The following is a 22,600-nucleotide window of genomic DNA, read 5'->3' on the forward strand; positions in this document are numbered from 1 at the left end:
TAACCATTAGCCGCACTTGCCCTTACGCCCGAAAGCCCGTCTCGTCGTTGTTATGCGTACTCATAGGATACAGATATGAAACGCATTTTGATCAACGCTACTCAAAACGAAGAAATTCGTGTCGCCTTATGTACAGGCAACCATCTATACGATTTCGATTTAGAAAACCGTACTCGTGAACAAAAAAAATCTAATATTTATAAAGGTCACGTAACCCGTGTCGAACCATCGCTTGAAGCTGTTTTTGTCGAATATGGCTCACAGCGCCAAGGATTTTTACCAATTCGTGAAATTTCTGCTGAATACTTGAGCGGCAATCCACGTGATGAAAACATCAAAAAACTGATCAAAGAAGGCGACGAGCTAATCGTCCAAGTCGAAAAAGAAGAGCGTGGTAATAAAGGCGCTGCTCTATCAACTTATGTCTCACTAGCGGGTCGCTATTTGGTATTGATGCCAAACAATCCTCGTGGTGGTGGTATCTCACGTCAAATCTCAGGCAAATTGCGCGAAGACATGAAGCGCATGCTGGGCAGCCTCGATCTGCCAAAAGGCATGAGCGTCATCATTCGTACTGCGGGTATCGGTAAAACGCAAGAAGATTTGCAACACGATTTGAACCATCTCCTCAATATCTGGCAAGCTATCCAAGAACAAAACCAAAAATATCCTTCGCCTCGCTTGGTTCATCAAGAAGCGGGCGTGGTCACACGTGCTGTCCGCGACTATCTGCGTGATGATATCGCTGAGATTTGGATTGATAATGAAAACGCTTATATTGAAGCGGCAGGTTTTATCGATGCAGTGATGCCAAAACAGGCAGAAAAACTACGCAAATATACCGATTATGAGCCGATGTTTTCACGCTTTAATATCGAAAAACAAATCGAAACGGCTTATCAGCGTGAAGTTCGTCTGCCCTCAGGTGGTTCAATCGTTATTGACCAAACGGAAGCATTGGTCTCTATCGACATCAACTCAGCCAAGTCTACCAAAGGCTCAGATGTTGCTGAAACTGCCTATCATACCAATTTAGAAGCCGCCGATGAAATTGCACGCCAGTTACGCCTGCGCGACATGGGTGGTTTGATTGTCATTGACTTCATCGATATGAATGACAACAAGCATCAAAAAGAAGTCGAAAAACGACTGATTGATGCCACTAAATATGACCGTGCCCGCGTACAGTTTGGCGACATCTCTAAATTTGGTCTGATGGAAATGAGCCGTCAGCGTTTGCGTCCGTCATTAGAAGAATCAACGGGTTATATCTGCCCGCGCTGCCATGGTAATGGTATGATTCGCGACTTACGCTCATTGTCGCTATCAATTATGCGTCAGATTGAGCAAATTGCGTTAAAAGAACGTCAAGGTGAAGTCCAAGCAGAAGTGCCGACTGACATCGCAGCCTTTTTATTAAATGAAAAGCGCGACAGCTTGGTATATCTTGAGCAAGACAGTGGCACTCGTATCACCATTTTGCCGCACGCGCATTTAGAGTCACCGAACTTTAAACTACACTTCAATCGCGATGGCTTTGCACCTTCGAGTTATGAGCGTATCACTGATACCCAGCTGCAAGAGCATAGCGATCTTGGCTACAATGTTGATTGGCAAACTGCTGAAAAAGAACGCCCAGAACAGCAACCAACTCGCCAGCCACGTCAAGTATCAGACAGTAAAACGGCCAGCCAACAAAGCAGCACAGTAGATCATAGTAACGATCACCGTAGCCATAAAAATGCCAACAACGTCTCATCGACGAGTGCAGCGCAGCCCGTCCAAAATCAAAATGTCGTCGCTCCTGCCACGCCAGTAGCTGTGCAACCTGCCCGCATTGAAACGAATGCCCAACCGCAAGCTGTTGCTTGGTTGTCTAATTTATTTGCTCAAGCGCCGCAAGCCTCAACGACGCCTAGCGTCAGTAGTCGTGATGCTGCTGAAGCCATTGAAGCGCTGGTAAATGGAGGCGCGCAAAGCTTAGGTTCATTTGGACAAATTGATAGCAATGCTTTGAATAATGCCTCAAATGGTGCGCAAGCAACTCAGCCAAACGACCATCAAAAAAATGATACCCAGCAGTCAGATAGCAATGCCAATCGTCAGCAGGCGAGTCATGCCTCAGACAGCGATACTGATGATAGCAGTAATGAAGACAGAAGAAGACGTAAGCCACGCAAGTCTAGATCCTCTAAGCCTCGTCAAAGAAAAGAGCAAACGGATGAGACGAGCAATGAAGTAAGCAGTACTACAGATAGCAATACTGCAAATGCAGCTGCCAATAACGCTGATGACAAATCGTCTGACAATCAAGACAAACGTCAGCATGACAATAGACGCACCAATGATCGCAACCGCAATAATCGTCAAGACAGCAATCAGCAGAACCCTAAGCGCAATGCAAACGAGCGCAATGACTCTGAGGATAAAGACAGCAATACAGCAGATGAGCAAACTCGTGCTAAGCGTAAAACGCATAGTCAACGTGGCTCACGCGGAAAGTTAGAGCGCGGCGAGACGCTAACGGCTGATAATATTAAACAAAATAATCAGCAAGCGACTACATCGGCTAACGGCAACAAAAATCAATCTAACACACGCCGCAATCAAGACCCTAACGAAGTCGTATTACAAGTGAATGAAGCACCTGCTGAGCTTAAATCACCGGAAGTTGTGCACTTATCTTTAGATGACAGCAAATCTATGCAGATGAAACATCAACCTGCTAAGAAACAAGAATCAGCAAGTGACACATCACAAGAACGCACGACTCAGCAGCAGGCTAATCAACAGAGCAATGACGTACAAAACTCTAATGGGCAAAAATCTGATGATAAAAGCTCTGATAATGCAGTTACGGGAAAAAGCGCTGTAAAAACTCATGAGTCTAAGGTTGATGAAGTTAAAGTAAGAACTACTGAAGATAAAGTGCAAAATAACGCGCCAAAATCTGATAGTAACGCTGAATCTGATAGTAACGCTGATGACCAAAAATCTGTAATTGATGTGCAGTCAACCTCTCAGAGCACTACAGGCAGTCAAGCGGATAGTCCAAAATCCACGACGACTGAGGCAGAAAGCACTCAAGCAGTATCAGAGAGCCAAGAGACGAATGAGAAAGCGAATATCACTGCTGATATCAATGAGAGTGCGAATGCTAAAAATACTCCAGAGAAGGACAGCAATGTAGAAACTAGCAATCAGAGTAAATCAGCACTGCAACTGACGCATGAAGCCTTGTTTGCGACACGCTACGTCACCGCTGAGAAGTTTGGTCAAGCCAATAATGACCCACGCGTTGTCCGCAGTCAGCAGACACAATCACCAGCAGCTCAAAAGCCAAAAGCAATTGAGCAGACAGTGGTAAGTATGCCGACTATACGCGGCACGGTTGGTGAGTTTATTCGTGCGACTTTGCCAGAAGCCTCAACTCGCTTAGCAGAAGAAGGTGTTATTAACTGCTTTATCGAGACGATGGTCTTATATACTCAGCAAGCGCAAAATGCTGACGATAGTGCCAACGACGACAGCACTATGAGCGATAGTAGTGATAGCGATAGTCGTGATAACGAGCTTGCTAGTCAGAGCTTTGACTTTAGCAACTATGGCTATCAGCCATTAGCAGTGGATTATTTAACGCGCTTTGAAGCGATGACACAAGCGGTTAGTCAGTTTGCAGCAGAACAAGGCAAAACAGACGTTGAACCACGCGCTATTAACAAACGTGCGAGCAACGATCCACGTGGTCAGCATCCTGATTATCAGGAATCAGCCACCTTACGCGTTCCTGCTGAAGAACAAGCTGAAGCAAAATCAGAGGATGCTAATGAGGTAGCTACTGACACTAAGCAGACTGATTTTAAACAAACTGAGAATGACGTTGATGCGCATAACATCGAGGCCACTGCTCTTGCCAATCAAGCACAGACAGAGAGCGTCAGTGCTGATAGCGAGCAGCTATTAGTAGCAGATCAAGAACTATCAAAGGCGCATAACACGCAGTCTAACGATGGCAATGCTGAAAGCGTCGAGAGTGCTAACGACGTTCAAACAGAAAGCAAAGATATCGAAGATGCTGCTGTGCAAGCTACTCATGTTGAAGAGAGCGAGCAAATAGCGAATCCTGAGGTAGCGCTGCCAACGAAAGAAGAAAGTCAGGCCGCGAAGTCGAAAACTACGATTGCAAGTTATAAAAACATGATCGAAAATGTGGCGGAGCAATTATTACCACAGACAGGTATGTTTAACTTAACCACGCCAAAAGTACCAAAGGCACGCAGTCGTAAGCCCAAAACCGATCATAAAAAGCCAACGCAAGCTGAAAAGCTAGAGGCTGATGATGTAGATAGCGACAGCTAGTACTGTAAGCATAAAAAGTACTACAAGCCTAAATAGTACTGTAAGCCCAAAGCAAGAGCCCCAATGTTGATAACAACGTTGGGGCTCTTTTTGTTTTGAGATTTTTTATGCGGCGTGTTTTTACTTAAGTATTAATTTACAAAGCAGATTCATCATAAGAATAAACTAATACGTTTAGTGCGCAGAGGATGGCTTGTCCTCCTTGCCACGCATTTTATTGATAACCGTAAAAATAGCAACGACTGCCGCACCAATGATGAAACCAATAACACCATTTAAAAGAGTGGTTGTTAAGCTTTCAAAAATACCGGTTAGATGCGCGATATCCTCAACGCCGTGATGTAAAAAACTAATGCCATGTACTAAGATACCACCGCCCACTAAAAACATCGCCAACGTGCCAGCAATAGATAAAAACTTCATTAATTTTGGTGCAGCAGCTAACAGGAAATCCCCGATCTTCTGTTTAATATCACTGCTCTGCTTTTTTAAATATAGCCCTAAATCATCTATCTTGACAATGCCCGCTACTAAACCATACACCCCAACAGTGATCGCTATTGCCACAATAGATAGCACTAAACTTTTCGTCAACAAGCTCCCGCCTGCTGCAGCGCCTAAAGTGATTACGATAATTTCTGCTGAGAGAATAAAGTCAGTACGTATCGCCCCTTTGATTTTTTCCTTTTCAAAAGCAACCAAATCTATAGTCTCATCAGCATTGGCTTGCCTACGCGCATTCTGCTCTTCATCATGCGGCAGAATATGTGGCCAAAACTTATGAATAACTTTTTCAGCGCCTTCATAAGCTAGAAATAGCCCACCACACATCAGCAAAAAAGTGACTAATGGTGGATAAATAGTGCTGATAAGTAGCGCGGCTGGCACTAAGATAAGTTTATTAAGGAACGAGCCTTTCGCCACTGCCCAAACCACTGGCAACTCACGGTCAGCTTTGACACCAGTGACTTGCTCAGCGTTGAGGGCTAAATCATCGCCTAATACCCCAGCGGTTTTTTTGGCGGCAACTTTCGTCATCACCGAGACGTCATCTAAGATCACGCTAATGTCATCAAGTAAGGTTAATAAACTGGCACCTGCCATATGAGCTCCTTGGGGCAAATTTTTGAGAAAAATGGTTTTGAGATGGCCCATACAAAAAATTTGTACAAATTCTCATAAAAACCTGATTATTAACAGTAGCGTACCTAGACAAGCGTCGATATGACATAGTACAAATGTATCTTATTTTTTGAATTTATATTCGTTGGCATCGTTACCAAAACCACGCTAATTTACATCATTGTCCTAAGAGCCTATGGCTGTTATTTTTCATAAATATGGTAATATAGAGGATATTATCATCTGCCTTTTATTATCAATAAGTTATAAAAATGCTTTCACAGTCAGTTTTTTGAGTAACGCTGATATGCATCCTTATATATAAATTTATAACGCATTCATCATTAGGCGCGATGCCTATAGGAAACCCATATGTCCTCTCCCATCATCAAAAACCTCGTTACCCGTCATCACTCTCCTCGCACCACTTTGTCTCGTTTTATAATGAGTGCTTTATTGGTTGTGATTGCGGCTGGCTGCTCCAATAATGCGGCGGATGCAACGAGCAATACCAGCATTGTCAAGTCAACATCAACCAAAGTCAGCCCTGCCAAAACAACGGCAGATAATGACCCTGCTGTAGCAAAAGCCTTACAAGCCAATTTAAAGGCTTCTGGCATCGAAGAAAGTATCGTGTCAGCGGTGCCGACAGATATGGAAGGAATTTATTGGGTAACTGCTGAAGGATTGCCTTCGTTCTTTACCGATAAATCTGGCAAACACATTATCCAAGGTCAAATCATCGCTGTTGGTGACGCGGCTCCTGTTGATATCAGTGCCGCCTTAGTGGTCAGTACCGCACAAGAAGCCCTAAAAGCCGTCGATAAAAAAGAGATGATTATTTATCCTGCCAAAGGCGAAACTAAAGCCGTTATTTACGCCTTTACTGATGCAGACTGTGGCTACTGTCGTAAATTGCATGGAGAGATGGATGACATCAATGCGCGCGGTATCGAAGTACGTTATTTGGCATGGCCACGCAGTGAAGAATCGGTTCCAAAAATGGAAGCGATTTGGTGTAGTCAGGATCGTAATGCAGCCATGAATCAAGCAAAAATGGGAGCTGATATACAAGCACCTAGCTGTGCCAGTCCTGTACGAGAGCACATGGCATTAGGCACAAAACTTGGTGTACGTGGTACTCCTGCCGTCTTTACTGAATCAGGAGAGCAGATAGGCGGCTATTTACCTGCAGCTCAACTGGCTCAAGCAGTAGGCGCTAATTAGGAAATGATTGGATACTTTTTGTTAGCCATTAGCTAAGCGACATTGTGTAGACGTCACACTTGCTTGTCGGTATGATACGATAAGGCGCTATGCAACATCAGCAGCACACTTCTGTTTGAGCATTTTTTATTCAACTATAATGAAACAAAGAGAGCATTGCGACTGTCAAATTCGCGTAAATACTATATTTAATACTGCAAGATTTAATACTGCAAACGAATTTGGCCTCGTAACAGCTTTATCATTGGTTCGTTATATTTAACCTTTTGAGGATACTGTGAGTAACTCCATCAAACTAGCGATACTTGGTCTAGGCACCGTCGGAACGGGCGTAATCAATCTAATCAATGACAATTTAGCTGAGCTAAAACGCCGTAGTGGACGCGATATTATCATTACCGAAGTGGGTACGCGCCGTCAACGTGATGACATTGATCCTAATATTATTCAAAACAGCGACTTGATGGCCACTGCGGCAAGCGATAATGTCGATATCGTTATCGAAGTGATTGGCGGTACTACCTTGGCGAAAGACGTCATTATGCACGCCATTCAACATGGCAAGCATGTGGTTACCGCAAATAAAGCGCTATTGGCTGAACATGGCAATGAGATTTTTGCATTCGCTGAAGCAAACAACGTCCATGTCGCTTATGAAGCAGCGGTTGCAGGCGGTATTCCCATTATCAAGGTGATGCGCGAGGCGCTTGCTGCCAATAAAATCAATTGGCTTGCCGGTATTATCAATGGCACTGGCAACTTTATCATGACCGAAATGCGTGATAAAGGTCGCCCATTTGCAGATGTGCTGTCTGAGGCGCAAGCGCTGGGTTACGCCGAATCAGATCCAACGTTTGATGTTGAAGGTATCGATGCGGCGCATAAATTGGCATTACTAGCCTCTATTGCCTTTGGTATCCCGTTGCAATTTGATAGCGTTTATTGTGAAGGTATCACAGGTATTACCTTACAAGACGTGAATTATGCTGAAGAGCTTGGCTACCGTATCAAGCATTTGGGCTTTGCGGTACGCCGTGATGGACACGGCAATGCTGATGCCGCTGGCATTGAGCTACGAGTACATCCAACGCTGATTCCGCAAGATGCCTTACTTGCCAACGTCAATGGCGTAAAAAACGCTGTGCTGGTCAACTCACATCCGCTAGGACAAACGCTTTATTGCGGTGATGGCGCTGGTGCTGGGGCAACGGCTTCTGCTGTCATGGCCGATGTCATGGATTTGGTTCGTGTGTTAGGTAGCAAAGACAACCACGATCAAAGCAATATTAATCAAAACAACCACGGTCATCATGTCCCGCATTTGGCATTTATACCTGAGCAGCTGTCAGACACGCCTATATTGCGCGCTGAGCAGATGATAACCGGTTATTATTTGCGTGTTCATGCTTATGACAGTCCTGGCGTTTTGGCGGATATTACTCGCATCCTAAGCGATGCTGGTATCAATATTGATGCGATTTTACAAAAACCTGCGCACAAAGTCGGTCAAGTACCAGTCATCATTTTGACACTGCCTGTGGTAGAAAGTCAGATGAACGTAGCTATCGAAAAAATCGAAAAATTAAACACCATTACTGATAAAGTAGTACGCATTCGTTTAGATGAGCTGGCATAAAGCGCATACTTAACGAACCAATGATTTTGGGCGTGTCATCATTTGGATTGTAAGGCTTAAAGCGAGATAAATGGCAGTCAAACAAGGAAAATAACGCAGATAATATCGAGATATTAACCCGTTATTTGACGATGTTTGGCAAAGTTTAGCCATTTTAAGACCACTAAATGATTAAGTGTGCTACTTGATGACATGCCCTAGCAAGCGAGGAAAATGCTTGCTGATAAGCGCTCGATGATTCATCAACGCTTGTCTTGACTCTAAATAAAATATTTTCATTTAAATACGTAAAAAGGAATAATAACGATGTCAAATGATTCAATTGTAATTTTAAATGGCGCACGTACACCAATGGGCGGCTTTCAAGGCGCATTAAAAGATATGAGCGCCACTGATCTTGGCGCTGCTGCTATCAAAGCCGCCGTCGAGCGTTCAGGCGTTAGTATCGAAAATATCGACGAAGTCATCATGGGCTGTATTTTGACCGCAGGTTTGGGTCAAGGCCCTGCCCGTCAAGCAATGCGTAAAGCGGGTCTATCTGATGCCACTGGTGCCGTGACAATCAATAAGCTTTGTGGCTCAGGTCTAAAAGCGGTGATGCAAGCGCATGATGGTATCAAGGCTGGCAGCTTCAATGTAGCAGTTGCTGGCGGTATGGAGTCTATGACCAATGCCCCTTATATCATGCCAGGATCACGCGGTGGCTACCGTATGGGACATCAAGAAGTGAAAGACCATATGTTTTTGGATGGTTTAGAAGATGCCGAAACAGGTAAGTTAATGGGTAAGTTCGCCCAAGAAATGGCGGATGAAAAAGGCTATACACGCGAGCAGATGGATGAGTTTGCTATCGAATCGCTGAATCGTGCCCTAACGGCTATCAAAGACGACCACTTCAAAGACGAGATCGTGCCAGTTACGTTTGAAACCCGTAAAGGCGAGCAAACTGTTGATACCGATGAGCAACCTGCCCTCGCCAATGCTGAGCGTATCCCGACTTTGCGCCCAGCGTTTGCTAAAGACGGTACGATTACTGCAGCAAACGCCAGCTCAATCTCAGATGGTGCTGCTGCTGTTGTCGTAATGAAAGAATCACAAGCGAAAGCGGAAGGTCTTGATTACCAAGCCCGTATCGTTGCGACTGCTTCGAACTCGCGTCATCCCAGCGAATTTACCATCGCACCAATCGGGGCGATTGAAAAAGTCTTAGCCAATGCAGGTTGGTCAGTAGCTGATGTTGATCTGTGGGAGATCAATGAAGCGTTTGCGATGGTTACGATGACAACGATGGACCAATTAAACATCGAACACGCTAAAGTAAATATCGAAGGCGGTGCTTGTGCGCTAGGGCATCCAGTTGGTTGTTCAGGGGCACGTATCCTAGTCACGCTTATCAACTCTCTAAAGCGTACTGGTGGTAAAAAAGGCGTTGCAACGCTATGTATCGGTGGCGGTGAAGCCGTTGCAGTGGCCATCGAACTGCCTTAAGTAGCCATCTCTATAACGCTTAGCGTGGTAGAGAACCGTGAAAATTTGAAATGTTAACTTTTCTGATTTAATCAAAACCGCATTGCCAATTGCTCTGCGGTTTTTTTGTGCCTAAACTTTTACCTAAAAATATTCAATAAGTAAATATAGTCGAAGCCAAATAATTTCGATACAAGGAAGCCACGCACAGATAGTACAAGTAGTACATCAAGCGTGGGTGACGATGTAGCGGATTTATAGGGATTTGACTATACTGTTCTTTACTGTAAGAAACCCTTAACTCAAAATTATATAGACACGCTCCGCTTTACAGCCTATTACACGCAATTACCTCAAGCGCACACTTTGCTACCTTGCTTATATATATCATCCAAAATCATGATGTTACGATGATTACAAGTTGATGTAGAAGCTACTTAACGAGAATAGCTAGACAATCTGTTTTTAGTAAAATAGTTTTAATAGAACAATAGATATTTTATGGAAATTTAGCTTTATAAAAATAACCATTAATAATTTACTCATACAAAAGGAAGAATATAATGAGCCAACTAATTCGTTTAAGAGATATTCAAGCCACTCACCGTGATCTTATCGGTGACGACTATTATGACCCATCAGGTAAAACGGCTTATGGTGTCAATGAAGAAAAAATTGGTAAAATCGAAGGGGCATTGGTAGAAGATACTACTGGCCGTATTCGTTATTTGATTGTTGATGCTGGCGGTTGGTTTAGCTCAAAAGAAGTATTGGTACCAGCAGGTTTGGCACGTATCGTTGGTGATGATGTATTCTTTGATAGCCTAACTCAAGCTCAAGTAGAAGCAATGGATGTCTACGATCATGACTATCAATATAGCTATAAAGATCAGTACGAAAGAGATCGTCAGACATTTGTAGCAGACACGGTTCCAACTGAAGAGCGTATGGAAATTGCAGAACATAACTATGATGCACCAAATACGTTAGAGTTGTTAGAAGAACGTTTGACCGTTAATAAAGATCGTATCGTCGCTGGTTTAGTTAAAGTCGGTAAGCATGTCGTTACAGAAGAGCGTAATGTAGATGTTGAGCTAGAAGAAGAACATGCTAATATCGAGCGTACCAACGTTGATCGTCCAACTGATCGCCGTATCGGTGATGTCAATGGTAATGAGACAGTCGAAGTAGAATTGTCAGCAGAACGTGCTCGTGTTGCCAAAGAAACGTATGTATCCGAAGAAGTGAACGTCGGTAAAACCACTGAGCGTCATACTGAAACGATCGTTGAAACCATTCAGCGTGAAGAATTAGATATTGATCGTGATGGTAACGTTGTTGACCGTGAAGGTAACATCATTGACCGCGACGGCATTACTGCTGAAGATGTACGCCGTGCTCGTGGTATGTAATAGGCTAATATGTCACCTGTTTTGTATGGCGAATCTTTATAAATATAAAAAACGGCGACCCTATTCAGCAGCTGAATCTTTGATTTAGCGATTAAGACCAGAGCATGCCTCTGGTCTTTTTTATGCTTATAAATGTTATTCTTACTCAATTAATAATAATAAGGAAATAACAATGACTACCGATAAAACAGATATTTTAGCTACGCATGGTGTAGACACGCTTCAGAATAGCTCAACAGCAGACCAAACACACTTAATCGATCAAGATAAAGAAGTGAATACGACTGGGCAAGGCGGCCGTCTAGAGCTATTAGAAGAACGCCCTGTAGTAAATAAAGAACGCTTAGATGTTGGTAAAGTGACCGTTACTAAACACACACGCACCAAAACTATTGAGGTGCCCATTGAGCTAGTAGAAGAATATATCATCGTTCGTACTGAATTTCATGACACCCAAAGCCAAGATTTGCTATCTGGCAATTACGATGATAAAGATGTCTTACGTCATGTTGAGCCATCGTTGGACAGCAAGGCCGTCGTCACGATCAACGATAAAAAAGTTGAGATTGGCGATACGCCTATTGAGATAATATTATCGCGTCAAGTAGCGACTATTACGAAAGAGACTTACGCTATCCAAGAGATTGATATCAGCAAAACCGTCCATACGCATACAGATAGTATCCAAGTGATGCTCAAACATGAAGAGCTGGATGTGACAGAAGAAGGGTTTTTAGAACATGAGGCTGGTTCTACTTATAATAAGTAGCGTTTGATAAGCATCGTCAAAAAAAAATAAAAGCGCGATAGTACTGCTGCAATGAATTTTTTGAAGCAGTCATAAAAAAGCAACGCAAGCGTTGCTTTTTTTTATACTTTTTTAGCATCGTATCGAGCTTATTTATACCGCGTCTTGATCAGTCTTTTTACACTCATAGGTGCTTACCTTTGCTGCATCGGCACCAGCCATACGCATCACGCCCGTTTCTCGTGCTTGATGAGCGACACGCCATTGTACAAAACCTTCACCGCCATCAATCGCATTTTTGACACTAAATACTTCAGGGTTGCTAGCGTCATTGGTCTTCATCAACGTTGCTGTGCCATTAGCGGTATCGATGACGACTTGCTTTTCAGCATCCTTATAAGTGGCTCTAACCGTTAGCTCTGGTGAGCATAAATAGGTAACCTGACTCACATTGGTATTAACGGAAGCGACGGTATCATCTTCGACTTCAGTGAGAGAAGCGTCTTCATTATTAATCAATATATTACTGTGTTCGGCAGGCTCAGCAGACATTGGTACTGACTCCTCAGTACTGATACTGTCTGCTGCACTTGGTTCTGGCTCTGGTTTCTCTTGACAGGCACTGATCGTTAGCGCGCCAGCCAGCAAACTTGTTAGAGCGAAAGAGGTGCGCCACTGTTTTAATAACGCTATGTTCATAACACGCTCCCAAATAAATATGATAAACACTATAGCCTGTCCATAAATACACGCCTATGTTGAATTTGTAAGTAAACACGACAAAATCAACGATAACTTTAATATAGTGATCGAAAAGTTAAATCGATATATCAATAGTCAGATACCACTGGTATAAATCTTCCTAGCTTGCTGTGCCTAAGCAGACAGAGGCTTCAAAAAATTCATCCCAGCAGTACTGTAGCGAATCTATTGTTCTTTGACTATATAGTGTCAGTGAAAAGCAAGATAGAGACATCAGCAGTACCGTAGCGTTTGTAGAATGTTTTGACTAGGGTGTCTTTTTTATTTATTACACAGCGCGTCTTATTTTTAGCGACAAAGCATCCCTTGCCCTTCGCCATTCCAAAAAAAATCCTTATCTATTTTAGATAAGGACTTTTCATCGCATATTAACAGCTTTTAATTAGCAATCTTTATAACATTTTCAAAAATTTGAGCAGCCAATCATGTTTTTGAGCAATCATGTTTTTGAGATTGGTACTAAATTTTGCCATGGCACTGCTTATATTTTAGTCCTGACCCACAAGGGCAAAGCGCATTACGACTGACATTCATACCAGCATATGGATTCGACTCATTAGCGTTGCTACCATTACCCGCCATAGCACCTGCTACTGCAATGCCGCCGCCAAGACTGCGATTTTGAGCTTGCGGTTGATCCTCTGATGCATTTGAATGGCTGTCTAAGTTATCAACATCATCATGCTCAAACTGCATTTGCATATGAGCCGCATTCTCGCGTTGCTGCGTTTCTAACGCTTCTAGCTCTTCTTTAGTTGGAATATGCACACGTGATAAATCTTGTACAGTCTCAGATTTAATAGCCCCAAGCATCATTTGAAATAATTCAAACGACTCACGCTTATATTCTTGCTCAGGGTTTTTTTGTGCATAGCCGCGCAAATGAATGCCTTTACGTAGCTGATCCATCTGCGTTAAATGCTCTTTCCAATGCTTATCTAGGCTTTGCAGCATAAAGTGACGCTCTAGCTGGGCAGCATCTTTATCGCCCATTTGCTCACGGCGACTGTGATAACGATCCAATGCGGTTTGGACGATTTTGGCACGTAAGCCTTCTTCATCCAAGCGACGATCTTCATCAAGCCAATCATTAATAGGCATCGTAATCTTGAATTCGTTTTCAAGCTCATCCTCTAAACCATCGACATTCCATTGGTCATCGATAGAACCTGGCGGGATAAACTGACTAATCATGGCATTGTATACATCATAATGCATCACTCTAATGCCTTCGAGCAGATCCATCTCTGCCAATAAATCATCTCGCTGACCATAAATCACCTTACGCTGATCATTGGCAACATCATCATATTTCAGTAGATTTTTACGGGCATCAAAATCGCGACTCTCAACTTTACCTTGCGCGTTTTCGATCGATTTGGACACCATTTTGTGCTCAATGGCCTCGTCTTCTTTTAGACCCATGGCACGCATCATATTGACCACGCGATCGCCTGCAAAAATACGCATCAAATCATCTTCAAGCGACAAAAAGAAACGCGACATACCAGGGTCACCTTGACGACCCGCACGTCCACGCAACTGGTTATCGATACGGCGTGATTCATGACGTTCAGAACCAACAATGTGCAAACCACCAGCAGCCACCACTTGATCATGCTTGATTTGCCATTGCGCTTTTAGACGCTGCATCTCTTCAGGGCTAACGGAATCAATATCTTCAATAAATGACTGCCAGTTACCGCCAAGGATAATATCGGTACCACGACCTGCCATGTTGGTCGCGATAGTGACAGATTTTGGACTGCCCGCCTGTGCGATGATGTCTGCTTCGCGCTCATGCTGTTTGGCGTTTAGGACGTTATGTTTCACGCCTTCTTGATCCAGCAAATAAGACAACTCTTCACTGGCTTCAATGGTTGCCGTACCCACCAACACTGGCGCACCTTTGGCTTGGATTTCTTTAATCTCGCGGATGATACCTTTGTACTTGCCAAGCTTCGTTAAGAAAATCTGGTCATCCAGATCGACACGAGCAATCGGCTCATGCGTTGGAATAACGATGACATCTAAGTCATACGTTGATTTAAATTCTGCCGCTTCGGTATCAGCCGTACCCGTCATCCCTGATAGCTTGTCATAAAGTCGGAAATAGTTCTGGAAAGTCGTCGTTGCAAGCGTTTGGTTTTCCGCTTGAATTTCTGCGTTTTCTTTGGCTTCTACCGCTTGATGCAATCCTTCAGACCAGCGGCGACCGGGCATGGTACGACCGGTGTTTTCATCAACGATGACCACTTCGCCATCATCAACGATATAATGAACGTTTTTGACAAACACGTGATGAGCACGAATGGCGGCCTGCACGTGTGCCAATAATGGCAAACGGCTTGGGCTATATAAACTTTCGTTTTCACCAAGTTCGCCCACTTCGATTAAGAAGCGCTCAATTTTTTCGTAGCCTTTTTCGCTAATCTCAATTTGGCGATTTTTTTCGTCAATCCAAAAATCTTCTTCTTCATTATTTTTATTGGCTTCTTCGTCTTTTGAACGAATAAGCACTGGAATAATCGTATTAATCAGCGCATACATACGTGACGAATCTTCGGCTTGACCAGAGATAATCAATGGCGTACGTGCTTCATCAATGAGGATAGAGTCAATTTCATCGATGATACAAAAGTTTAATGAGCGCTGCTTTTTTTCGCCCAAACTAAAGACCATATTATCGCGTAGATAATCAAACCCGTATTCGTTGTTGGTACCGTAAGTGATATCTGCTTTATAAGCATTGATTTTTTCTTGTGGCGGCTGCTGTGAATAGATCACCCCAACCGTCATGCCCAAAAATCCAAATAATGGACGGTTTAACTCAGCATCACGCGCGGCCAAATAGTCGTTGACCGTGACCAGATGGACACCTTTATCGCTGATGGCATTGAGATACATCGCCAAGGTTCCCATCAAGGTTTTACCCTCACCAGTTTTCATCTCAGCGATTTTGCCTTCGTGCAAGGTAATACCACCGATCAGCTGCACATCATAGTGGCGCATACCATTGACACGTAACGACGCTTCTCGGCAGACTGCAAATGCCTCTGGCAATAAAGCATCTAAGCTTTCGCCGTTTTGGTGTCGTGCCTTAAACTCTGCGGTTTTTTGTTGTAATTGCTCATCAGACAGGGCTTGTATCTCAGCCTCTCGTGCATTGATTTTGCTGACCACTTTACGCATACGCTTTAATTCGCGGTCATTTTTAGTGCCAACGACACTGCCTACAATCTTTGATAACATAATTTTTTGACCTATGGAAATATTCGATAATTAGTGCGCATTAGCCAACGCTTAGCTCGCCGTCTTGTCATTATCCGACTCAGTACTATCCAGTGACTAAGTACCAATTAATGAGATACTATCTAATGAAGTATCGCCTAATGAAGTATCGCCCAATTCAGTGTGACGTCATTATATATGGTTATGACGCTGATGGATACAAGGGCAGTGACCAGATATTTGCTGACGTAAAAGCGTGACAGGACATGTTAAAATAACGCTGACACTTCTACATTTCTGAGTAATTTCGGCTGTTTGATTTGTTCGCTTGAAATCATTATTTAACAGACAGATACACTATCCATTATATAAAGTCAGATGACTCAAAAATCTATTAAGAAAACCCATTTAATCATTATAAGAGATTCTGCATGCCCGCTAAGCCGTCCGCTCAAAACACCAATGTCTCAAAACAGGTCTCAAAAACTGCACCATCAGAATATACGTTATCAAAAAAAGACACCTTTGACCAACTAGCCTCTGACCAATTACCCGCTGATCGACTGGTGATAGGTGATGACGTTTATGATTTGGCAGATCATACGCCAATGATGGTGCAATATCTAACCATGAAAGCCAACTATCCACAAGCACTGCTGCTGTACCGGATGGGTGACTTTTATGAGCTGTTTTTTGATGATGCCAAACGTGCCGCCCAGATATTGGACATCACTTTGACCCGCCGTGGTACGGATAAAGCGGGTAACACTATTGCCATGGCAGGCGTGCCTTTTCATGCAGCCGACAGCTATATGGCAAGATTGATTGCAGCTGGGCAGACGGTGGTGGTGTGCGAGCAAATCGATGAATCAGCGACTAGCAATACGGCTGGCAGCGCACCTAACCTTCCTAATATCGGCGATAAGCAGAAAAAAGACAAAAGCAAATCTGCCGCTGGCAGTATTATGCGCCGTGAAGTAGTCAAGACTCTAACGGCAGGCACGATTACCGATGATGCATTAATTGCACCCAATCACACCCCGACCGTGGTCGCTATTGATATTGCAATACCTAAAGGCAACAGCAATCAACCTCTGCAAGCGGCCATTAGTCAGATGGACTTGGCGGCTGGCACGCTCACGACACAAACGATGCACGCTAATAACGATGACATTGAGAGTTTGCAAACCCAAATGCTCACGGTGTTGGCGCGTTTTTCGCCTAGTGAATGTATCATTAGCGAGTCACTCAACGAAAGCATTGGTGAAGAGTGGCTGCTGTGGTTACGTCAAAATCTTGACTGCCCTATTATAGAAGTGGCGACCAATGACTTTCATCGTGAGCATGCGACTGCGACACTATGCCAACAGTTTGATGTGCAACGCCTTGACGGACTTGGGGTCAGCGATACGCCATTAAGTCAGACGAGTTGTGCGGCGCTCATTCATTATGCGCGGCAGACTCAGCAGCGTCACGTACCACAAGTGAATCAACTAATCGTCGAGTATAATGATGACTACTTAATCATCGATGCCAATAGCCAGCAGAATCTGGAATTATTTACGCCTGTTAGTAGTAATGGCACGTCATTAATATCCGTGCTTAATCACTGTCAAACGCCAATGGGACGACGCTTACTCGTACAGCAAATGAAGCGTCCGCTTCGTCAACATAACCGTATCGATCTACGTTTGGACGCGATAGCCAGCTTACTAAATGCCGCGAACCCATCTCTCTCATCTGATCAAAAGATGGCAGATAATTCGCTGGTCATGAGTTTACAAGAGACGCTAAATAGTATTGGTGATATCGAGCGCATCAGTAGCCGTATCGGTCTGATGAGCGCCAAGCCTCGCGACTTACGCAAGCTTGCCGATGGCATCAACAGTAGCGCTCATCTCACAACCCTACTGACAAATTCAGGCATCAGCCATGACCATGTAGGTTTATTACCGATGCTCATGCAGCACTTTCCCGCTCAGCTACCTGCCGTACAGTCCATCGCCGCACTGATAGAGCAGGCTATCATCGTAGAGCCGCCTGCCCATATCCGTGATGGTGGCATGCTGGCCGCAGGCTATGATGAAGAATTTGATCGCCTAACCCATCTACATGACAATATCCAAGTCACGCTAGATGACATGGTAGAACGTGCGCGGCAGGACAATCAGTTACCCAGCCTCAAAGTCGGCTTTAACAAAGTCAGTGGTTTTTATTTTGAATTACCCAAAATGCAGGCAAAAAATGCCCCCGCTCATTTTATCCGTCGGCAAACGCTCAAAAGTAGCGAACGTTTTATCACCGATGAACTAAAAGACGTTGAGACAGAATATCTGAGCGCGCAAACCTTGGCATTGACGCGTGAAAAATCCTTGTATCAAGCACTATTAGTCGAGCTCAGTAATCACTTGGCAGAGCTACAACAGCTCAGTGCTGCTATCGCGCAAATAGATGTGCTGAGCAATTGGGCGCAGCTCGCTGTCACTTATCATTGGCAACGCCCACTGATGAGTAATCACTCAAAAAATACGCAGGAAAGCAAACACTCAAAAAATGATTCAAATAATTATTCAAAACACGATTCAAGTAATAGGAATCAAACCAATATCGATATCAAGCAAGGTCGTCATGTCGTCGTTGAAGCCGCATTAAATCCTGCAAATACCAATAATAATACAGCCAACCAAACCAGCAATGCGAAACATACCAGCCAATTTGTTGCCAATGATTGTGCGTTGGGCAGCGAGGCAAATCCTGAGAGACTCCTGATGATTACGGGGCCTAATATGGGCGGCAAATCGACCTATATGCGTCAAACGGCGTTGATCGTCCTACTCGCGCATTGCGGCAGTTTTGTCCCAGCAGCGCAGGCGCATATTGGTGATATCGACCGTATTTTTACTCGTATTGGCTCAGCGGATGATCTAGCTGGCGGTAAATCCACCTTTATGGTGGAGATGATTGAGACCGCTAATATCCTTAATCAAGCGACGAATAAATCACTGGTACTGATGGATGAAGTCGGACGCGGTACAGCTACTACCGATGGCTTGGCCATCGCCCACGCCTGTGTCAACAGGCTAATAGAGATTGGCTGCCTGACCTTATTTGCCACTCACTATTTTGAGCTGACGCAATTGGCAAAGAGTGCTGACAACCGTCAAAGCAGCATTTGTAATGTACATGTCGCTGCAAGTGAGATCGATGGTCAGTTGCTGCTCCTTCATCAAATCAGAGAAGGCGCTGCCAGCTCTAGCTTTGGACTGCATGTGGCAAAAATGGCGGGCATCCCGATTCAAGTCTTAAATGATGCCAAACGCTATTTAATAGACAACTTAAAAATAGACAACCTAAAAATAGACAACCTAAAAGCGGAAAACGAAAAAGTTATTATTGATGAAGTTGATGACAAAAATGACTTAGCTAAGTCAGTAAACGATAAAAGCGAGCAAGCTCAACCTTATGACGCAGAAGAAGCCCGTATAAAACCTATCAACCAAAATCAAGTAGTAGCTAATATTCCGCAACAAAATCAGATGTTTAGCTTGCAAGATGAGCTTGATGCCATTGATCCTGACAGCTTAACGCCCAAGCAAGCGCACGATCTGCTATATCACCTTAAAAAAATCATTAGTCAATAAAGGGAATTGTTAAATAGCCATAAAGACGTTAAAATACGTTTTATTTTTAATCTATTCTATAGTCATTACAAATCTATATTCAGTAAAAATAAAAAATAGCATCGATACGTTAATAGCCATGTGTCGCTGGTATAAATTTTCTTCGCTTGCTGTGCGACTTCGTCACTCCAGAGGCTTCGAAAAATTCATCTCAGCACACTATATCGGTTTTAAAGTGAACCCACTATAATTAGCCCTTATAAGCCAAATCAATAACAGGTAGACATCAATATGACCTTTGTCGTTACAGATAACTGCATTCTTTGCAAATACACCGACTGTGTAGAAGTCTGTCCTGTGGACTGCTTTTATGAAGGCCCGAACTTCCTCGTCATCGATCCTGATGAGTGTATCGACTGCGCGCTATGCGAGCCTGAATGTCCGGCCAATGCTATCTTTTCAGAAGATGAAGTGCCAAAAGGGCAAGAGATGTTCACTCAGCTCAATGAAGAGCTGGCACAAAAATGGCCAAACATCACCGAGATGAAAGAGCAAATGCCAGAAGCCGCGAAATGGGATGGCGTGGAAGGTAAGATTCAGTATTTAGAGAAGTAGCAGATTCATTAAATCGACTTGATATATTTATATTGAGACAATAAAAAACCACCTAATGGCGATATGCGGTTATAGTCACTGCACTACAAAAGAGTTATGTTTTGGATGAATATCATAAAACAATTTAGATAAGTCATTTTCCATCCAACCTTGGCGTAAAAACTTCACTTGAGCCCACTTCTTCTCGATGGGATTTAGATCAGGGCTGTAAGGTGGTAAGAATAAAAGTCTGTGGCCATGTCTGTTAAGCAGTTTTTGAACTCGCTTATGAAAGGCAGCATTATCCATAATGATTACACATTTTCTCTTAAGCTTTGGTATCAGCGTGAACTTGCACCAGCGATAGAAAACCTTTTTATTAATGTTGGTCTTTAAGCAATTGAGTGCAAACAGCGTTTTGCCATATAGTGCACCAATCACGTTGGTTCGATCTTTGGCTTGCCAGTTGTAACTGCCAATGCAGGGGCTACCAATGGGTGCATAACCACAAGGACGCATCGTTTCACTCTCAAAGCCACTCTCGTCCATATAGACAATAGCAAAGCCTTGAGCAATGTAGTGGTTAAGCTTGGTCAGATAAGTCGCTCTTCTCACAGGACAGGCTTTCGGATGCTCAAGTGTCTTTTTTTTTGCTAACACCGATACGTTTTAAGGCTTTACTAATACCTGTTGGGCTACATCTGAAACGCTGTGCCCGCTCATAGTGATAATCGTCAGGGTGGTCTTTGACATCTTGAGCTAAGGCTTCATCCTCTATTTTGTAGGGCTTAATATATCGGGTGGTTTTGCTATGAATACGCTTTTTCCACTTCTGGATAGTCGTAGGACTGATATCATAGAAAACAGCAGCTTCAGCAAAGGTCATACCCTCATCTAAGCTTTTCAGGACTTGTTTGCGATAATCTAGGGAGTAAGTCATGGTCATTTATAGTAATAATCGTTTAGTTGACTCATTCTATAACATTTTTGAAGTCAGGTGACTATAGGTGGTTTTTTATATAAATCTAATCTATTTTTTAGCTTACAATAATACCTGCCTTCAAAATACTCACTCCTTCTCTCTTCTGAGTAATGGTTTTAGAAAATGACTAGATATAAAACTACTATACGTATTTAATAAAATCGATTCTAATAAATAAAAAAGCCAAGCATAGTGTTTGGCTTTTTGTATAATGCATATTATATTGAAAATAAAAATAGACTAAATTAAATTGGTTTCTTATTAAGCTTGTGGACAAGATTTAGGTGCTAAGGATTTATCATTTGCTAAAGTTGTTGCACATGTCCATTCACCAGTAGCTGTACGTGACCAAGTAAGTACAGCCTTAGATACTTGAGAAGGAGCATTGGCGATGGTACATTTGATAGTACCTACACCTGGAGCAGTAGCAACAAATCCCGTTGTAGAAATTGCGCAGTTAGAAGTACTTGGATTCAAGCCTAAAGCTGCTGCATTTGCAATTGCTTCTCCATCATTAAGTAGCGTTTCGGCAGCTGTCTTGCCAGCAGAAATTTCTGCTAAGCCTGCAGTCAATTTAGATTTAGCTTGATAATTACTATAAGCAGGTAAAGCGATCGCCGCTAGAATACCGATAATAGCAACAACGATCATTAGTTCGATTAAGGTAAAACCTTTTTGAGCGTTCATAGACATGTCCTTTTGGATAATATGGCAGTAGAATTATTGTCTAACTGCCAGTTATAAATATAATGTTTCTCTTACTATAACTGTTGCAGTTGTCATGCCAATTTATGTCTACTGATTATTTTTCTTATAAAAGTCCAAGGAATTCTGATTTTTTCGTTTAAAAGGCTTAATTTATCTAACCATAATTACAAAATGTCACTTATATTACTGCTTGATTACTAAAAATTGTCAATAGACATACAAATTAACAGTAGCTAGTAATAATATATGACGTTTTTTGTCAGTTACGGCTATTCAAACCACTTTTGTCATTCATTCCATTCATTTCCACTACCACATTTTTTATTTGTATCATTACCTCGACATTTAACACCTTGGTAGTTTAGCGTCAATATACCATCGTTTTTCATTTGTGCAGTTTGTTTTGGTGTGGAGATAACACTCCACTCTGAGGTAAGTGGATCGGGAGTAAAGCTAATTGTATAGAGTGCATTACCTTGCTTGGGATAATCACTACCCAATCCAGTAACAATTGCATTACTATAGGAACCTTGCGCCAACTTGCGACTTTGGATTTGGTTAGCAATGTTTTGCATTTCACTCATCATATCGGTGCGCTTGGTCTTGATCACATATCGCTGATAACTAGGATATGAGATGGCTGCTAACATACCGATGATAGCGACGACGATCATCATTTCAATAAGGGTAAAGCCACTCTCATTGTCCGTATTTGAATTTTTAGAGTTCATG

Annotated in this window: 15 protein-coding genes; 8 read left to right on the plus strand and 7 right to left on the minus strand. The window is 43.0% G+C overall.

The window, feature by feature from the left end:
• Positions 1-75 precede the first annotated feature (75 nt).
• Positions 76-4,359: an Rne/Rng family ribonuclease gene (locus JMX48_RS02450; protein WP_201533888.1), complete on the plus strand. Its 4,284-nt coding sequence runs from the start codon at positions 76-78 to the stop codon at positions 4,357-4,359.
• A gap of 174 nt (positions 4,360-4,533) precedes the next feature.
• Here JMX48_RS02450 and JMX48_RS02455 read toward each other — a convergent pair whose 3' ends face one another.
• On the minus strand, positions 4,534-5,463 hold the full coding sequence (locus JMX48_RS02455; protein ID WP_201533889.1) for a DUF808 domain-containing protein: 930 nt from the start codon (positions 5,461-5,463) through the stop codon (positions 4,534-4,536).
• 462 nt (positions 5,464-5,925) lie between these two features.
• Between JMX48_RS02455 and JMX48_RS02460 the strand changes: the two genes are divergently transcribed.
• The 5 genes from JMX48_RS02460 (at position 5,926) to JMX48_RS02480 (ending at position 11,992) form a co-directional block, all read left to right on the plus strand.
• Positions 5,926-6,708, plus strand: coding sequence for a DsbC family protein (locus JMX48_RS02460; RefSeq protein WP_413786338.1), 783 nt, complete (start codon positions 5,926-5,928; stop codon positions 6,706-6,708).
• 277 nt (positions 6,709-6,985) lie between these two features.
• On the plus strand, positions 6,986-8,344 hold the full coding sequence (locus JMX48_RS02465) for a homoserine dehydrogenase (protein WP_201533891.1): 1,359 nt from the start codon (positions 6,986-6,988) through the stop codon (positions 8,342-8,344).
• A 306-nt stretch (positions 8,345-8,650) separates the two neighbouring features.
• Positions 8,651-9,832 (plus strand): thiolase family protein, encoded by a 1,182-nt coding sequence (locus JMX48_RS02470; RefSeq protein ID WP_201533893.1) that lies wholly within the window; start codon positions 8,651-8,653, stop codon positions 9,830-9,832.
• A gap of 542 nt (positions 9,833-10,374) precedes the next feature.
• Positions 10,375-11,223 carry a DUF2382 domain-containing protein gene (locus JMX48_RS02475; RefSeq protein ID WP_201533894.1) on the plus strand — a complete coding sequence of 283 codons (849 nt, stop codon included), beginning with the start codon at positions 10,375-10,377 and terminating at the stop codon, positions 11,221-11,223.
• A gap of 172 nt (positions 11,224-11,395) precedes the next feature.
• Positions 11,396-11,992, plus strand: a complete 597-nt coding sequence (locus JMX48_RS02480) for a YsnF/AvaK domain-containing protein (protein ID WP_201533896.1) — start codon at positions 11,396-11,398, stop codon at positions 11,990-11,992.
• A 132-nt stretch (positions 11,993-12,124) separates the two neighbouring features.
• Here the strand turns inward: JMX48_RS02480 and JMX48_RS02485 are convergent, their stop codons facing one another.
• Both JMX48_RS02485 and secA read right to left on the minus strand, forming a co-directional pair.
• On the minus strand, positions 12,125-12,670 hold the full coding sequence (locus tag JMX48_RS02485; RefSeq protein WP_201533898.1) for a hypothetical protein: 546 nt from the start codon (positions 12,668-12,670) through the stop codon (positions 12,125-12,127).
• A 522-nt stretch (positions 12,671-13,192) separates the two neighbouring features.
• The gene (secA, locus tag JMX48_RS02490) at positions 13,193-15,985 is read right to left on the minus strand and encodes a preprotein translocase subunit SecA (RefSeq protein WP_201533900.1); all 2,793 of its coding nucleotides are present in this window, start codon (positions 15,983-15,985) and stop codon (positions 13,193-13,195) included.
• Positions 15,986-16,572: 587 nt separating this feature from the next.
• On the opposite strand from secA, the gene mutS reads away from it, so the two are divergent.
• Positions 16,573-19,605: a DNA mismatch repair protein MutS gene (gene mutS / locus JMX48_RS02495; RefSeq protein ID WP_413786339.1), complete on the plus strand. Its 3,033-nt coding sequence runs from the start codon at positions 16,573-16,575 to the stop codon at positions 19,603-19,605.
• 270 nt (positions 19,606-19,875) lie between these two features.
• Positions 19,876-20,199, plus strand: coding sequence for a ferredoxin FdxA (gene fdxA, locus JMX48_RS02500; RefSeq protein WP_011279554.1), 324 nt, complete (start codon positions 19,876-19,878; stop codon positions 20,197-20,199).
• A gap of 75 nt (positions 20,200-20,274) precedes the next feature.
• Here fdxA and JMX48_RS02505 read toward each other — a convergent pair whose 3' ends face one another.
• From JMX48_RS02505 to JMX48_RS02520, 4 genes are all read right to left on the minus strand, one after another.
• Complete coding sequence (locus JMX48_RS02505) at positions 20,275-20,838, minus strand: transposase (protein WP_201533904.1); 564 nt, start codon at positions 20,836-20,838, stop codon at positions 20,275-20,277.
• Positions 20,813-21,124: an IS630 transposase-related protein gene (locus tag JMX48_RS02510; RefSeq protein WP_320157838.1), complete on the minus strand. Its 312-nt coding sequence runs from the start codon at positions 21,122-21,124 to the stop codon at positions 20,813-20,815. Before JMX48_RS02510 ends, JMX48_RS02505 begins: the two co-directional genes overlap by 26 nt.
• Before the next feature lie 297 nt (positions 21,125-21,421).
• The gene (locus tag JMX48_RS02515; protein WP_201533906.1) at positions 21,422-21,847 is read right to left on the minus strand and encodes a pilin; all 426 of its coding nucleotides are present in this window, start codon (positions 21,845-21,847) and stop codon (positions 21,422-21,424) included.
• Positions 21,848-22,155: 308 nt separating this feature from the next.
• On the minus strand, positions 22,156-22,599 hold the full coding sequence (locus JMX48_RS02520; RefSeq protein WP_201533909.1) for a type IV pilin protein: 444 nt from the start codon (positions 22,597-22,599) through the stop codon (positions 22,156-22,158).
• Position 22,600 lies beyond the last annotated feature (1 nt).

The organism is Psychrobacter immobilis, from assembly GCF_904846225.1.
In the GTDB taxonomy this organism is placed as follows: domain Bacteria; phylum Pseudomonadota; class Gammaproteobacteria; order Pseudomonadales; family Moraxellaceae; genus Psychrobacter; species Psychrobacter immobilis_F.